We start from the raw sequence: 13774 nt of genomic DNA, 5'->3' as shown, positions 1-13774 counted from the left end.
GCCGTGATTGTTCGCCTCGCCGAGTCACTCCGCGCGGAAAACAAAGCAGGTCTGCACCGGCGACGGGCTGATTTCAAAGCGTGCAAGCCCGACGGACGCGCCCTGATCGAGCACCCACTGGCGCTCGTAGCCGGTCGCTGCCTCGGGATAACGCACGTTCTCGACGTAAGTCGCGCCCATTTTGTGCCGGAATGACCAGCGCCGGTTCTCGCCGCTGTCCACATCTTCCATGCAGAATGTGCTGATGTTGGCGAGCCCGCCGGGCCTCAGCACACGCCTGATCTCGCGCAGATACGCGACAAAGTCGTTCTCGAGCAAGTGCGAAAAGACCGAGATGGCGAACATGAAGTCGATCGTGCCGTCTTCGACAGGCCACTGCACACCGGTCGCTTCGCCGCGGCGCGGGTTGTACACCTCGCTGTGCACATCAACGTGGGAGAAACGGAAACGATCGTCGCCGACGTGGCCGGAGCACCATTCGATCATCTCCCGATCGACATCGAGTCCGACATATCGGCCTGAAAACGGCTTGCCGCCGATCCCAAACTTCTTCAGAGTGATCGCACAGCGGCCGCATCCGCAGCCAAGATCGAGAATCGACGAGTTCTCCAAAACCCGCCCTGACGAAGCCTGTTGATCCCAGAAATCCCGTCCGGTGCGCACCCAGTATGCGGCGTTTCCCAGCAGGCGATTCCCGACGCCGGTCCGGACGCGCAGACGATTCGGCGGGAGGCTCGACATTTCCGGATCGCCGGAGCGCGAGAGATAGTCGATCGCGTCGAACGGCGCCATGAGAACCCGATTGCGCGTCAGCGGCGGCAACGAGGGCACGAACTTCCGGATCGCATAGTCAAGAACGCCCGCCAAAGCCCCCTCCAGTTCACTCGAATCGAACGGTGTTCGCCAGCACGCCGAGGCCTTCCACCTCCACTTCCACTCGATCGCCGGCCTTCAGGAAGATCGGGGGAGTTCGCGCGAATCCGACACCGCTCGGAGTGCCGGTGAGGATAAGCGTGCCGGGAAGAATCGTCGTGCCGCGGCTGATCTCGTGGATGAGGGTCGCGACGTCAAAAATCATGTCACTCGTGCTCGCATCCTGCATAAGAGTCCCGTTGACCTTGGTCGTGAGCCGCAGCTTCTGCGGGTTCTTCACTTCCGAAGCGGGAACGAGAGACGGGCCTATGGGGCAGAACGTGTCAAAGCTCTTGCCGCGGCAGAACTGACCGCCCGCGCCGTCCTTCTGCCACCATCGCGCGGAGACATCGTTCGCGGAGCAGTATCCGAGCACGGCGCCGAGCGCATCGGCTTTCGAGATGTCGCGCGTCTTCTCGCCGATCACCACGCCGAGTTCGGCCTCGAAATCGACCTGCGGCCGATCCTGGCAGATCTTCGGGACGATGATGTCGTCGCCGCTCACGCACGCGGACATCGGATTCTTCGTGAAGAGCACGGGGCGCTCCGGGACGCCTTTGCCTTGTTCATACGCATGCTTGGCGTAGTTCATCCCGATGCCGATGATGTGGCGGATGGGGAGTTGCTTGCCTCCCGCGAGTTCGATCGAGACACCGAATTCGAAACGGATGAGATTCATAGCGTGAGGATACCGATCCGGGCATCAGAATGCGAAAAACTCCAGGTTCGACTCAAAGAGCTGAAAGAACGCCTTGGAGTGAAGGCATCGGACGCTCGGCTTCGAATTTCTTTGATCGCATTGTCCGGCTGAATCGACTTGACCTTACGCCAAGTCCACTTCACCGGGATCAGGGCAAAGACCGGCATTCGCACCATCTCTCAGCAGTCGCTGAATTGCATGGCGGCCGCGCTCGCCCATCTCGAGCGTTTCAGAGGTGACGTACATGCGGCAATAGCGCTCGACACGCTCGAGGGTCGGCGCTTCTCCGGTGTTGCCGCTGCGCGAGACGTTGGCGAGCGCGAAAGGCAGCGTGTAGCGGGTGGATTCGTCGCGATGTTCCATGGAATAGGCGACGCTCTGCTTCAGGAGTGCCGCGACTTCGCGCACGGTTCCCGGCCCGTGCAACCTATCGAGATCGCGCCGGATCGCGTTGACCCCGAGCGGCGTGAGCAGACCGGCTCTTTCCTTCCACCATGCCCCGACATCGAGAAGCATGCGGAGGCCGGCGTCCGCAAACGTGAGCTGCCCTTCGTGGATCACAAGCCCCGCATTGACCTCGCGCCGGGCGACCGCGCCGATGATCTGCTCGAAGGGCATCTCAACAAATCGCTCGCGCTGACGAGCGATTTCGGGGCCGAGGACGAGCCCGAGCAGCAGAAACGCTGTTGTCTGCAAGCCGGGGACGGCAATGCGCACACCGGGTTTGGCGAGGCAGCTTTCGCACTTGAGTTGAATCTCGTCCGCGCTGTGATCGCCCCGCACGACCACTTTGGGCCCGTAACCATCGCCGAAAGAGCCGCCGCAGGATGTGATGATGTAACGATCTCTGACATCTGCGTATGCGCGGGCGGAGAGCGCGGTGATCTCGAGATCGGCTGCCTTGGAAGCACGCTGGTTCAGGACATGAATATCAGCCGGGAGCGCGCGAAAGGCGAAACGACCGGTGTCGATGCGGGGTTGTCCTGCATCTCCGGGCTGCGGCGTGCCATCGGAATTGATCTTGCCCGTGAGCGGCCACCACATGAAGGCGTCGTCGGGGTCGGGGGAGTGGGCGAGGATGAGGGGAATTGCGGGCATCGGGCGATGCTAGCCGAACCAAAGACAAGGGCCCGCGCGAGAACTCGGAGCCGCGGACTTCAGTCCGCGCGGGCTTCGCATTCGTTACGATCAGAGGCGTGAATCGGGGTGGCGTTTATCTTCTCACTTGGACAACGCACGGAACATGGCTTCCGGGCGACGAACGGGGATTCGTGAGCCGCGTACCCACTGACGCAGGACATGTGATTCACAATCAAGTCGGAACCCCCTATGACCGCGACATGCCGCGCATTCTTGATGAAGCTCTAAAGCAAGTGAAGGGCGTTGAAGTTTGGCTCACGCCCAGGCACGCGGAAGTCTGCGCACTGGCTTTCGAAGAGGCTTCTCAAAATGCTGCTGGACGCATCGGCGCCTTTGCAATCATGCGAGGCCATTGCCATGTCGTTGTTCACTCACCCCGACTGGAGGGGGCTGAAGTCCTCCGGCGATTCAAGGGCGTTTCGGCGCGGCGATTATCTCAGCGTTTCGGAAAGCCACCCGCGATCACTTGGTGGACACGGAACGGTTCGCACCGACTTTTGCCCGACGGACCATCAATCCGTGGCGCGATTCGGTATGTGCTTCAACAAGAAAAGCCGCTCATTGTCTATCGCGCGCCTCAAAAGTCAGCAAGCATTCGCCCGGATTCATCAGCGCCGATGATCTTGGACCGCGCCGACTGAAGTCGGCGGCTCCGAGCTCGAAGTCGGATTCTCTGATCTCTCACGACTAATTCTCCACGCCGCGCCGCACTCCGGGCAAACCACGTATTCATCCGGTGCGGGCTCGACTCTCGCAAGGTCGTACCGGCAACTCGCGCACTGACCGATCGAGAGCCAGTAGCGCGCAACCGCGGGCATCCAGATCCGCGATGCCGAGAAGACCAGCCCCGCGAGGAGAAGGACCACGGTGAACAAGAGCGGACCGAACAGGCCGAGCAACTGAATCGCGGTCTTTGCGACCGATGATCCCGGCGAAAAGGTAGCTGCAAGCCGCGAGCCGGCATCCTGCATCGCGAACGTCGCGGCAACTACGAGCAGTATTAGTCCGATCGTCGAAGCGCTCATCGGGAACTTGGGGAGAAAACGTCCGGCATTCGGAGCGTGGGCCACACGTTCGGCCCACGTTGCGCTTGCAAGGGGACGCCTCATTCCACGATGATCGAGGACCGTGTAGCGGAGGCCGAACGGGCCGGGTTTGACCGGATCGGGCAGGAAGCGAGAAGCTGGCGCACGCGTTTCGCTCACGCGGGTTCTCTTTCGGATGGCGGAGCGTTTAGTTTCCACGCGGCCCCGCATTCGGGACAGATCGAAATCTCTTTTTCCTTCAGATCCTGAAGCTCATAGGAGCATGCGGCACAACACCCGCGAACGAGACGATTGTGAGCCTCAATTGCAATCCGCGGCCCTACCGGCAACGGCGACCATTTCGTTAGTGAGAGCAACGAGACTGCGACGATAACGCCAAGCAAGATCAAGTCCGACCACCTGAGTGTTCCGTGCGATGTCCAGCTATTCCACACGACTAGCAACGCAATTGCTATTGACAGGAGTGGACCAGCAGAATCTGTCCATTTCCTCGGCGGAAGTTGGGATATCGGAAGTGTGGCGAGTCGTGCACGTGCTGCTTGACGTTCTTCGCGTGTTCCGCGACTAAATCGAAACGGCCTGCCGCGATCGTCGATGACCGTTGCGCCAAAGAACCACCAACCCGTGGGCACGCGCTTCGCGATTTCGGAATCATCGGCATTCATTCGCGGTTCCCGGTTCCGCTGATCGTCTGTACCAGCTTCCACGCGGCGCCGCATTCGGGGCACACCGTGCAGCCATCAGAAGCGGCGGGAAGCTTTCGAATCGGATACCCGCAAGACGCGCAAAGCCCCTCCAGCAACTTGATGCGCGCGAGTTGTGGGATCGTCCACCGTCGGAACATCCAATGCAAAAAAGTCCAGGCCCCGACGGCCACTGCAAGCCAAAACAGAATTGCCAGCGAAATACTCACGTATAAGTCACTCATTGGCCGCGCTTGAGCAGATTTCGGATCAAAGTACCGGGGCAAAAGCACCCGTCCGAGGGGCAACGCGCACTCCGTGAGCCCTATCACAACTCCGTACACGATCAAACCGGGCAATGCGAAGCTCGCGAGCAGGTTCCAGTCGCTAAGCCGCATTCGTCTTACGCCGATCCTGATTTCTTTCCATTGTCGCCGATATGTCTTTCTGACCTCTGCAGCCCGCCTGCCGTGAGGAGCGTTCTTCGCTCCAAACAAATGCACGTTGTCGCGATGATCGCGCACCTTCCATCCCCAGAACGACGACGGCCCTGATTGAACTCGAGACGGATTCGATCTCAACATCAGCCGCTTACGCACAGGCTGATCATATGAATTTCGACGGCCGAATCGGCGAGGCGAGAGCGCCCGACCGAGTTCTCGCACTCACCCAAACATCTTCATCTGCTCACCCTCGACAATCTCACCCGTCTCCGGCTTTTCCGGATCGAGCCGATAGTTGCCGCTGTAGCAAGCCGTGCAGTAGTTCGGCGCGGGTCGGACCATGCACGAGAGCAGGCCTTCGAGCGAGAGGTAGCGGAGCGAGTCGACGCCGAGGAATTGCCGCACCTCCTCGATGCTGCGATTGTGCGCGATGAGCTGATCGCGCGTGGCGAAATCGACCCCGAAGTAGCACGGGTGGCGGATCGGCGGGCAACTGATGCGAAGGTGGATCTCCTTCGCACCGGCCTGGCGGATCTGGTCCATCTTGGCCTTGGTCGTCGTGCCGCGGACAATGGAATCGTCCACCACCACAACCTTTTTCCCGCGCACGATGTCGGCGATGACGTTGAGCTTGAGCCGCACCGCGGCGATGCGCTCGGCCTGCGAGGGCTTGATAAACGTTCGGCCGACGTAGCGATTCGGCACGATGCCCTCGCGATACGGAAGCCCGCTCGCCTGCGCGTACCCGTGGGCGGCGCTCCGACCCGAATCGGGCATCGGCATTACGAAGTCGGCGAGCACCGGCGCCTCTTTCGCGAGCCGCGCGCCGAGCGACTCGCGCGTGATCTGCACGTTCTGCCCGAAGATCGTGCTCGCGGGGTTTGCGAAATAGACGTGCTCGAAAACGCAGTGCGCCGGCGGCTGCGCGACAGGCGCGAAGCGGCGGCTCTCGATTCCTTTGGCAGAAACCGTCACGATCTCGCCCGGCTCGACCTCGCGGATGAATTCCGCCCCGAGCACATCGAGCGCGACCGTCTCGCTTGCAGCGACAACTCCACCCCCACCCTCGCCCCCGCCCCCGCCCCCGCCCGGCAATTTTCCGATCACAAGCGGGCGCCATCCCCACGGATCGCGCGCGAGTTCGATGCGATCCGGGAACAGAAAGACGAGGCTGAACGCGCCCTGCAAACGCCGGAGCGTGGCGGCGAGCGGATCAGGCTGGCTCTGTTGTTGAGGCGACGCCAGTAAATGGATAATGACTTCGGTGTCGCTGGTCGTCTGAAACAGGTGACCTGCACGCTCGAATTCCAGCCGCAGAGCCTCGGCGTTGATCAGATTGCCGTTGTGCCCGAGTGCGACCTGTCCACCGACATACGCCGTGAGCAAGGGCTGCGCGTTGCAGAGCATCGAGCCGCCGGCGGTGGAATAGCGGTTGTGCCCGATCGCACCGACCGCTGGATGCGCGGCAAGGTCTTCGAGCACATCCTGCGTGAAGACTTCGGGAATCAGGCCCATCCCGGTGTGGCAAACGAGCTTCTTGCCGTCGGAAACGGAGATTCCCGCGGATTCCTGCCCCCGATGCTGCTGGGCGTACAGCGCGAGATAAGTCTTGCGCGCCGCATCCGGAGCACCCCAGACGGCGATGACGCCGCATTTTTCTTTTTTTTCGTAGGCAGGAAGCGTTTCGGCGTGGTGCGCAGCCTTGCTCTCTTGAATTGACCGCGAAAGAACTTGGAGTGGCACGCGCCGAGACATCGCGCGGAGTCTAGCGATGCCCGCTGATGCCCTTCCGGACGGGCAATGTGAAGATTGACCGGAGCGAAAGAGCGGCCTTCAATTCACCCCTGTACCGGTCGGCTTGCCGCACCGGTTTCCCGGATCGCCGGTCCCGAAGTCTCGGTTTCCCGGCTTGTTCAAGATCGCTGGCTTGGTTCCTCCTGGATCCACGACCAGCACCCCCCGCGGCGACGCCAAAGCGATTTGGCTAGCGGGTGAGGACGGAGGTTTTCGATGGCCCGTTATACCGGTCCCAAGCTCAAGTTGTCTCGTCGCGTCGGCACCCCGATCGTCGACACCCCCAAGCACACCTCGAAGCGCCAGTTGCAAGCCAACGGCATGCACGGCTTCCGCGGCCGGCGCCTGCGCGACTACGGCGTCCGCCTGAACGAGAAGCAAAAGGTCAAGTTCCACTACTGCGTGCAGGAAGCCCAGTTCCGGCGCATTCTCGCGGAAGCGAGCCGTCGCCCGGGCAACACCGGCGACCTGCTCATGCAACTCCTCGAGCGTCGCCTCGACAACGTCGTGCGTCGTGCGGGCCTTGCGCGGACGATCTGGGCGGCACGCCAGATGGTCGTTCACGGACACGTCCGCGTCAACGGCAAGAAGGTCGACCGTCCGTCATACGTCGTGCGCGTCGGCGACGTGATCACCCTGAAGGAGAAGGCCCAGAAGCTCGGCAAGGAGGCGATGGAGTCGCTCGCCGGGCTCGAAGTCGCCGGCTGGATCGAGTTCAATCCGTCGGAGATGACGGTCAAGGTTGTCGCGATGCCGACAACGGACCAGATCCCCTTCGATGTGAACGCGAACCTTATCGTCGAGTTCTACCGCTAAACAAACGGGGGCTGCCCAAGCCCCTTTTCCCGCTTTCTCCGCCCGGTCCGATGTTCACGGGCCGGGCGTTCTTCTTTGCCTGGTTCTCTATGATCTCCACCCCGGGCAGGGACCCGGGTTCTTTCGCGGAATCCACATGGTCAAAGTCATCAACAAATACCGGCAGTACATGCTCGTAGCCTTCGGCGTGGTGCTGATGGTCGCGTTCATCGTGCCGCAGGCCAATCAGCTCTTCATCGGCGATCAACTCTCGCGCAAGGTGGCGACGGTCAAGGGATCGTCCGTCACCGCCGCCGACATGAACCGGGCGCGGAACGAGTACGACGTGCTCCGGTCTTTGCTCGATCCGATCGGCTTGCGGTTTGATCTCGCGAAGGAGCTTTTCGGCGCGGAGAATGAGCGGCACTGGCTTCTCCTCTCCCGGGCGGCGCAGGACGGCGGGTTCATGGCGACGCTCGATGACGGGAAGCAGTTTGCGAAGGACCTGCGCGACGGCCTGCTCGTTCCGCAGCTCGCCAAGGGCGCGGCGCTCCAGCGCAATCCCTTTCTGCGCCAGGCGCCGCAATATCTCGACATGCTTGCAAACCAGGAGCTTTCCGACCCGGTGAAGCGCAAGGCCATCGAAGAAGAAGCCGGGAAGCGGATGGACATCGCGGTCGCACAAGCGTCGCGTACGGCGCACGTCTCAGACCGTGATGTGCAGCTCGCGCTCGCGAAGGCAAACGCGATCGGTCGCATGCAAACGGCGTGGCGCGAGGCCCATCGCGTCTCGGACAAGCGCGCGCTGCTGGAGGCGGACGAATCGGGCGATGTCGTGTACGTCGACCAGACGCTGATGCTCGCCAAAGTCATCGCGCCGCTCGGTGCGCCGCCTTCGCCGGAGCTTGTGCAGAAGCTCTTCAACGAGTTCAAGGACGTGAAGCGGGGCGACGGCGATCACGGGTTCGGTTATCGCCTCCCGGCGCGTATCAAGCTGGAGTGGATGACGATCGACCGCGCCGCGATCGCCGCGAGCGTCGTGCTCGATCCCGTCGAGGTCAACAAGTACTGGCGCCAGAACCGCGACAAATTTCCGGGAGACTTCGCGGCCGAACGTACCAGAGTTGAAGACGAGCTGCGAGAACAGCGCGTCGAATCCATTCTTTCCACGATCGACAAGGCGGTGAAAGCCGAAACGATCCGAATGCTCGGGAAGATCGAGACAAAGGGCGGCTATCGCGTGCTTCCCCCGGACTGGCTCAGCCGCATGCCGCGCATGGAGCAGCTGGCGCAGCTCACTGTGACGAACGCCAAGGAGATTGGCGGGGTCACGATTCCGCTGCCGCAGGTTGTTGTCAAGTCGGATCAATTCCTCACCCGCGCCGAACTCACGGGAATCGCCGGCATCGGCGACTCGGTGGTGCGTGTCGGATCGAAGCAGTTTCCGCTGCCGGAACTCGCGTTCCGCGTGCGCGAGATCGCAGGGAACGATTCGGATGTGACAATTCAGGTCGGCGTCCCATTCGACACCTACGCACAGGATTCGCAAGGCAACCGGTATTACTTCATCGTGCTGGAAGCCCGCAAGGACGAGCCGCCCGCGAATCTTGAAGAGGTTCGTGCCCAGGTGGAGATCGACGCGAAGGCGCTCGACCAGTTCGACAAGCTTTCGGCACAGGCAGAACTGATGCGCACGATCGCGACGACCGAGGGTCTTGACGGGGTCGCCCGCTATTTCACCCAGGCATTTCCGGGTGCATCGGCCCCGGTTCAGCGCCGCAAGATCGCGGTCACGGCGAACAACATCCAAGGAGCCGACTCGACGTTCAATCAACCCGAGTATCGCGAAGCGGTGATGAACGCCGCGAAGAAGCTCGACCCCCTCAAGCCGATCATCGACTATCCGGCGGACGACCGAACGCTCGCGATCGTGATGCCCAAGCCGCTGACGGTCGCGATCGTTCAACTGATCGGGCGGGCGCCGGTCAGCGTGGAGCGCATGCGAAACGAAGCGGATTCATTCGGGGCGATCTATGCCGCCAAAGAACTTCCCATGAAGTCGATGCGTGACGCCTTCGGCTATTCGGCGATGAGAGACAGAATGAAGTTTGTTGATCTCACAAGGGGCTCAGACGAGGAGGAAAGCCCCGCCCAGACGCCGGCCACATCCCCCGCGCCTGTCACAACGCCGTCACAGCCCGCTGAGCATGCAGAAAGCCCAACCCCGTCCCCGGCGGGCTGAAAACGTTTACTTGCCAGTTTCTGGGGAATTGTCCTCACAGACCGCGGTTGCCCGATTATTGTTAACCTCAGCCCATTGAGGGGCTTGGGGTAGCGCACATGTCTTTGGGGCTTCCGAGGCTGATCGTAGCCGGGGGCTGCCCGCTTCACGCGGCGGCGATGGGTGATTGGTTGTCCGCACACGGCGTAGGCGACACGACGTGTTGCACCGCACCAATTTCGGAGCCCGCGCAACTCGTTTTGCTGCTTTGCTCAGAGCTCGATCCTTCGCCGGATTTCGCCTCCGTCGCTGCCAAGCATCCGGGAGCGCGAACGCTCGCGGTGCTTTCGCAAAACAACGAACGCGTGTTTGCTGCGCTGCGCTTGCTCAACATCCAGAACGTGTTCTGCGCGGATGAGCCGCCGGAGAATATCGGCCCGGCGGTGCGGGTTGTGCTCTCCGGCGCCGTCTATGCGTCTCCCGCGTACGTTGAGTTTCTGGCGCGCGAGGGTAACACGCTCGAGAATTCTCGTTCCAACCAGCGACGCCTTTCTCCACGAGAGCTCGAAGTACTCCGCTTGCTGGCGCAAGGGCTCTCGAAGAAGCGCATCGCAGAGTCCCTGTTCCTGAGCGTCAAGACCATCGACAATCACTGTACTTCGATCATGAGCAAGCTCGGCATCCACAACCGGGTTGCCCTCGCGCGTTACGCCATACGCGAGGGGCTCGCGACCGCTTAGTTCGATCGCTAAAATCGCGTGTGAGCCGAATGGAAAGAAACACCAAGCAGCGCAGCGCGATCAAATCGGTGATCAGCGAGGCGCACGGGCCCGTTTCGGCCCGCGAGGTCTTCGATCTCGCGCAGCGCCGCGTGCGCGGCATGGGAATGGCGACGGTCTACCGCACGCTCAAGGCGCTTGTCGCCGACCGCGGGATTGTCGAGGTCAGTCTCCCCGGCGAACCGCCTCGATACGAGATCGCCGGCAAGGGCCATCATCACCACTTTTACTGCCGGGGTTGCGGCAAAATGTACGAGGTCGAGCAGTGCCCGGGAGACCTTTCCTGGCTCGCCCCCGAAGGCTTCACACTGGAGAATCACGACCTCCTGCTGCTCGGGCTTTGTGCGCCGTGCAACCGCAAGCAAAGTGCGCCAAAGCCGGCGTCGAAGCGCCCGCGCGCTCACTCGAATCACCACCATCACTAACGGCGACCGGCTACATCCGTTCCTTGATTCCCGCCCGAATCAGCCACCAGTTGGCGGGGACGCTGGTGACAAATCCGCAGAGCATCGCGATCTGCATCATGAACCAGAAAAGAGGACCCGACTTATCGAGTTCTCTCTCAAAGATTGCGAATGTGGCGATCGCCATCCATCCGTACATCCCGATCTGCCAAGCTGCAAGGGAAAGCGTATCGGCCTTGACTGCCGCGATTAGCGCTTGCGCGGGACGCAACTGACGCATCGGCTTGATCGCAAAGTACTGAAAGGCAATTCCGAAGAAGTAGGCGAAGAGAAAATCGACGATCCACGCGGCCCACATGGCCTTCCCGGCGAGCGTCCAGCCCGCCGCGCCGACAAGCGATTCGCCGACGATATCGCCCAGTGTGCAGCCGCTGCCGCAGTGCAATGTTCCGGTTGCGACGGCACGCCATCCCGGGGATTTGGGTTTCATACTGCCGCGTGCATCCGTCATCGCGTGACCCGCACCATGCGCCTTGCGTCGGCCGAAGCTGTAGTAGGCCCAAAGTCCGATCGGCCCGGCGTACAGCATGGTCAGCGGCCAGACCAGGTTCATGATCCACATGTGCTGGCGGCGCCCAAGCGCGATGTCGCCAGCGACGACAACAAAGCTGACAAACGCCACGACCAGAGATACGACCGCGATCCACTCAAGCGAGTCCGTCATTTTCTTCCTCTCGGGGCCCAAGCCCGTCCCGTCGATTCTCCAAGACCGGGATGAAATGAAAAGCGAATAGAGTTTCGTACACTGACCATTCCAGAGGGCCCCGTGGCGAAATCGGCAGACGCAAGGGACTTAAAATCCCTTTTCCCGCAAGGGGAGTGTGGGTTCAAGTCCCACCGGGGCCATTCCCTGACTCGACCGCCGCCCGTGCTGGCGCCTAGAATCTTGGCCCATCGGCGGGCGGCGGAACGCTTCCTCCGCGTCGATGGAACAACCCGAAATGCCCCGTTGAATCCCGCGCCACGCTCTGCGAGGCCGGGGGTGCCGGGGGACTGGAGTGTCCGATGGTTCGTCTTCGCTTTCAGCGCTTTGGCCGTCACAACCGCCCGTTCTACCGCCTCGCCGCGATCGATCAGCGCACCCGCCGCGACGGCGTCGTGATCGAGGCTCTCGGCTGGTTCAATCCGATCGAGACGGATGCCGCCAAGCAAATCCAGATCAACGAAGAGCGCGTCAAGCACTGGATCTCGGTGGGCGCTCAACCGACCGATACCGTCCGTGACTTCCTCGCCAAGCGCAAGCTCGTCGATGTCTCTCTTTGGGAAAAGGACCGCGAGCACGACCGCAAACGCGTCGAGAAGAAGAAGGCCGCCGAAGCCGCCGCTCAGGCCGCAGCCGGCGAGAAGAAGGAAGAAGCCAAGGCCTGATCCGCTTTGCGCCCGGGAGAACACGCTTTCAGAGGCCCTCGATTTCGAGGGCCTTTTCATTTCAATAATGATCCGGCCATGGCGCTCCGCTTTGACATCCTCACGACATTTCCCGAAATGTTCGGGCACGAGGCTCCCGCGGCACTGGGACTGAGTATCCCTGCTCGCGCGCGTGCCGCGGGATTGGTTGAGTGGCACGCGACCAACATCCGCGACTTCGCAGAAAACAAGCATTCCAAAACCGACGACCGACCGTTCGGGGGCGGCCCCGGCATGGTCATGATGTGCCAGCCCATTTGGGATGCTGTCCACGCGGTTGAGGCCCGAGACCCGCGCCCGGCAACGCGCATTCTGCTCACGCCGCAGGGTGTGCCGCTGAAGCAGCGCCTCGTTGAAGAGCTGGCGCGCAAGCCCCGGCTTCTCCTCATCGCGGGTCACTACGAAGGACTCGATGAGCGCGTGATCGAAAAGCTCGCTCCGATGGAGGTCAGCCTCGGGGACTACGTGCTTTCGGGCGGTGAACTCGGCGCGATGGTGCTGATGGATGCCATCATCCGCAAGCTGCCAGGCGCACTCGGCCACGAAGATTCGAGCGAACAGGACAGCTTTTCAGCTCGCAGTCCCGATTCGACCGTCCTGCTCGATTGCCCCCACTACACAAAGCCACGCGAGTGGATGGGCCTGAGCGTCCCCGAAATCCTCCTTTCCGGTGACCACGGCAGAATCGCCAAGTGGCGCCAGGAACGGATGCTGGAGCGAACCAAGACCCGGCGTCCGGACCTTCTCGGGCCCTCAGAAGCGGGCGGCTGACGCATCCATACAGGCTCCTGCCCGGCCCCTTCGGCGAGTAGAAGCACGCCGGATTTCGACCTAGTATCTCAACCCCTCTTGGCCAAGCCAACACGGGGCTTTGAATCAACAAGAAACGAGATCTGCCATGTCCCAGAGCGCGAAAAGCCAGCAGTCGATCCTCGAGAGCGTGAACACCAAGGTCCTCAAGAAGGACCTCCCTTCTCTCTCGATCGGCGACACGATCAACGTCCACAACCGCATCGTCGAAGGCGACAAAGAGCGCGTGCAGGTCTATCAGGGCGTGCTCATCGCCCGCGCCGGCCGCGGCATGTCGGACATGATCACCGTCCGTCGCGTCGTCGATGAAGTCGGCATCGAGCGCATCTGGCCGGTCAACAGCCCATTGATCGCGAAGATCGAAGTGCTCCGCCACGGCGATGCGCGTCGCTCCAAGCTCTACTACCTGCGTGACCGCGTCGGCAAGAGCCGCCGCCTCCGCGATCGCCGTCGCGGCCTCAAGAACATCGAAGTCCCCGGCGAATCGAGCCCGGCGCCTGCCGCGGCGACCGAGCCCCAGAAGCAGTAAGAATTCAATCTGATCTTGCTCAAGACCCGGCGAGACTCGCCGGGTTTTTTC

General features: G+C 61.8%; 15 protein-coding genes and 1 tRNA gene. 9 read left to right on the top strand and 7 right to left on the bottom strand.

What is annotated here, in order from left to right; all coding sequences use genetic code 11:
* Positions 1 to 24: 24 nt before the first annotated feature.
* The 3 genes from KF691_05380 to KF691_05370 all read right to left on the bottom strand — a co-directional run bounded on the left by KF691_05380 (position 25) and on the right by KF691_05370 (position 2710).
* A complete protein-coding gene (locus tag KF691_05380) occupies positions 25 to 867 on the bottom strand; it encodes a class I SAM-dependent methyltransferase (protein MBX3388868.1) in 843 nt (280 codons plus the stop codon).
* A 13-nt stretch (positions 868 to 880) separates the two neighbouring features.
* The gene (locus KF691_05375; GenBank protein ID MBX3388867.1) at positions 881 to 1591 is read right to left on the bottom strand and encodes a fumarylacetoacetate hydrolase family protein; all 711 of its coding nucleotides are present in this window, start codon (positions 1589 to 1591) and stop codon (positions 881 to 883) included.
* Positions 1592 to 1735: 144 nt separating this feature from the next.
* The gene (locus tag KF691_05370) at positions 1736 to 2710 is read right to left on the bottom strand and encodes an ABC transporter substrate-binding protein (protein ID MBX3388866.1); all 975 of its coding nucleotides are present in this window, start codon (positions 2708 to 2710) and stop codon (positions 1736 to 1738) included.
* 242 nt (positions 2711 to 2952) lie between these two features.
* Here KF691_05370 and KF691_05365 point away from each other — a divergent pair, with 242 nt between their 5' ends.
* Positions 2953 to 3393, top strand: a complete 441-nt coding sequence (locus KF691_05365; protein ID MBX3388865.1) for a transposase — start codon at positions 2953 to 2955, stop codon at positions 3391 to 3393.
* On the opposite strand, the gene KF691_05360 is transcribed toward KF691_05365, so the two are convergent.
* The 3 genes from KF691_05360 to purF all read right to left on the bottom strand — a co-directional run bounded on the left by KF691_05360 (position 3361) and on the right by purF (position 6679).
* Positions 3361 to 3957: a hypothetical protein gene (locus tag KF691_05360; protein MBX3388864.1), complete on the bottom strand. Its 597-nt coding sequence runs from the start codon at positions 3955 to 3957 to the stop codon at positions 3361 to 3363. The two genes, KF691_05365 and KF691_05360, sit on opposite strands and share 33 nt — an antisense overlap.
* A 502-nt stretch (positions 3958 to 4459) precedes the next feature.
* A complete protein-coding gene (locus KF691_05355) occupies positions 4460 to 5080 on the bottom strand; it encodes a hypothetical protein (GenBank protein MBX3388863.1) in 621 nt (206 codons plus the stop codon).
* 66 nt (positions 5081 to 5146) lie between these two features.
* On the bottom strand, positions 5147 to 6679 hold the full coding sequence (gene purF / locus KF691_05350) for an amidophosphoribosyltransferase (GenBank protein MBX3388862.1): 1533 nt from the start codon (positions 6677 to 6679) through the stop codon (positions 5147 to 5149).
* A gap of 255 nt (positions 6680 to 6934) precedes the next feature.
* Here purF and rpsD point away from each other — a divergent pair, with 255 nt between their 5' ends.
* The 4 genes from rpsD to KF691_05330 all read left to right on the top strand — a co-directional run bounded on the left by rpsD (position 6935) and on the right by KF691_05330 (position 10938).
* Positions 6935 to 7534: a 30S ribosomal protein S4 gene (gene rpsD / locus KF691_05345; GenBank protein ID MBX3388861.1), complete on the top strand. Its 600-nt coding sequence runs from the start codon at positions 6935 to 6937 to the stop codon at positions 7532 to 7534.
* Positions 7535 to 7670: 136 nt separating this feature from the next.
* Positions 7671 to 9755: a hypothetical protein gene (locus KF691_05340; GenBank protein ID MBX3388860.1), complete on the top strand. Its 2085-nt coding sequence runs from the start codon at positions 7671 to 7673 to the stop codon at positions 9753 to 9755.
* 320 nt (positions 9756 to 10075) lie between these two features.
* The gene (locus KF691_05335; protein ID MBX3388859.1) at positions 10076 to 10474 is read left to right on the top strand and encodes a response regulator transcription factor; all 399 of its coding nucleotides are present in this window, start codon (positions 10076 to 10078) and stop codon (positions 10472 to 10474) included.
* Positions 10475 to 10503: 29 nt separating this feature from the next.
* A complete protein-coding gene (locus KF691_05330) occupies positions 10504 to 10938 on the top strand; it encodes a transcriptional repressor (protein ID MBX3388858.1) in 435 nt (144 codons plus the stop codon).
* Between the two features lie 10 nt (positions 10939 to 10948).
* Here the strand turns inward: KF691_05330 and KF691_05325 are convergent, their stop codons facing one another.
* On the bottom strand, positions 10949 to 11641 hold the full coding sequence (locus tag KF691_05325; protein ID MBX3388857.1) for a DUF4396 domain-containing protein: 693 nt from the start codon (positions 11639 to 11641) through the stop codon (positions 10949 to 10951).
* A gap of 96 nt (positions 11642 to 11737) precedes the next feature.
* Between KF691_05325 and KF691_05320 the strand changes: the two genes are divergently transcribed.
* From KF691_05320 to rplS, 4 genes are all read left to right on the top strand, one after another.
* Positions 11738 to 11823: transfer RNA gene (locus KF691_05320), tRNA-Leu, on the top strand.
* Between the two features lie 159 nt (positions 11824 to 11982).
* Positions 11983 to 12345: a 30S ribosomal protein S16 gene (gene rpsP / locus KF691_05315; protein MBX3388856.1), complete on the top strand. Its 363-nt coding sequence runs from the start codon at positions 11983 to 11985 to the stop codon at positions 12343 to 12345.
* A 78-nt stretch (positions 12346 to 12423) separates the two neighbouring features.
* Positions 12424 to 13155, top strand: a complete 732-nt coding sequence (gene trmD, locus KF691_05310; protein ID MBX3388855.1) for a tRNA (guanosine(37)-N1)-methyltransferase TrmD — start codon at positions 12424 to 12426, stop codon at positions 13153 to 13155.
* Positions 13156 to 13282: 127 nt separating this feature from the next.
* Positions 13283 to 13723 (top strand): 50S ribosomal protein L19, encoded by a 441-nt coding sequence (gene rplS / locus KF691_05305; GenBank protein ID MBX3388854.1) that lies wholly within the window; start codon positions 13283 to 13285, stop codon positions 13721 to 13723.
* The last annotated feature ends 51 nt before the right edge of the window (positions 13724 to 13774 follow it).

It is taken from the genome of Phycisphaeraceae bacterium, from assembly GCA_019636555.1.
Classification (GTDB): domain Bacteria; phylum Planctomycetota; class Phycisphaerae; order Phycisphaerales; family UBA1924; genus JAFEBO01.
Note: the sequence above shows the minus strand (reverse complement) of the source record. Positions and strands in the feature narration are given on the sequence as shown.

What these genes read in the sequence shown, in the direction of transcription:
- KF691_05325 (MBX3388857.1), bottom strand. Translation starts at nt 11,641, where the DNA reads ATGACGGACTCGCTTGAGTGGATCGCGGTCGTATCTCTGGTCGTGGCG.
- rpsD (MBX3388861.1), top strand. Translation starts at nt 6,935, where the DNA reads ATGGCCCGTTATACCGGTCCCAAGCTCAAGTTGTCTCGTCGCGTCGGC.
- KF691_05365 (MBX3388865.1), top strand. Translation starts at nt 2,953, where the DNA reads ATGCCGCGCATTCTTGATGAAGCTCTAAAGCAAGTGAAGGGCGTTGAA.
- trmD (MBX3388855.1), top strand. Translation starts at nt 12,424, where the DNA reads ATGGCGCTCCGCTTTGACATCCTCACGACATTTCCCGAAATGTTCGGG.
- KF691_05330 (MBX3388858.1), top strand. Translation starts at nt 10,504, where the DNA reads ATGGAAAGAAACACCAAGCAGCGCAGCGCGATCAAATCGGTGATCAGC.
- rplS (MBX3388854.1), top strand. Translation starts at nt 13,283, where the DNA reads ATGTCCCAGAGCGCGAAAAGCCAGCAGTCGATCCTCGAGAGCGTGAAC.
- KF691_05370 (MBX3388866.1), bottom strand. Translation starts at nt 2,710, where the DNA reads ATGCCCGCAATTCCCCTCATCCTCGCCCACTCCCCCGACCCCGACGAC.
- KF691_05375 (MBX3388867.1), bottom strand. Translation starts at nt 1,591, where the DNA reads ATGAATCTCATCCGTTTCGAATTCGGTGTCTCGATCGAACTCGCGGGA.
- KF691_05340 (MBX3388860.1), top strand. Translation starts at nt 7,671, where the DNA reads ATGGTCAAAGTCATCAACAAATACCGGCAGTACATGCTCGTAGCCTTC.
- purF (MBX3388862.1), bottom strand. Translation starts at nt 6,679, where the DNA reads ATGTCTCGGCGCGTGCCACTCCAAGTTCTTTCGCGGTCAATTCAAGAG.
- rpsP (MBX3388856.1), top strand. Translation starts at nt 11,983, where the DNA reads ATGGTTCGTCTTCGCTTTCAGCGCTTTGGCCGTCACAACCGCCCGTTC.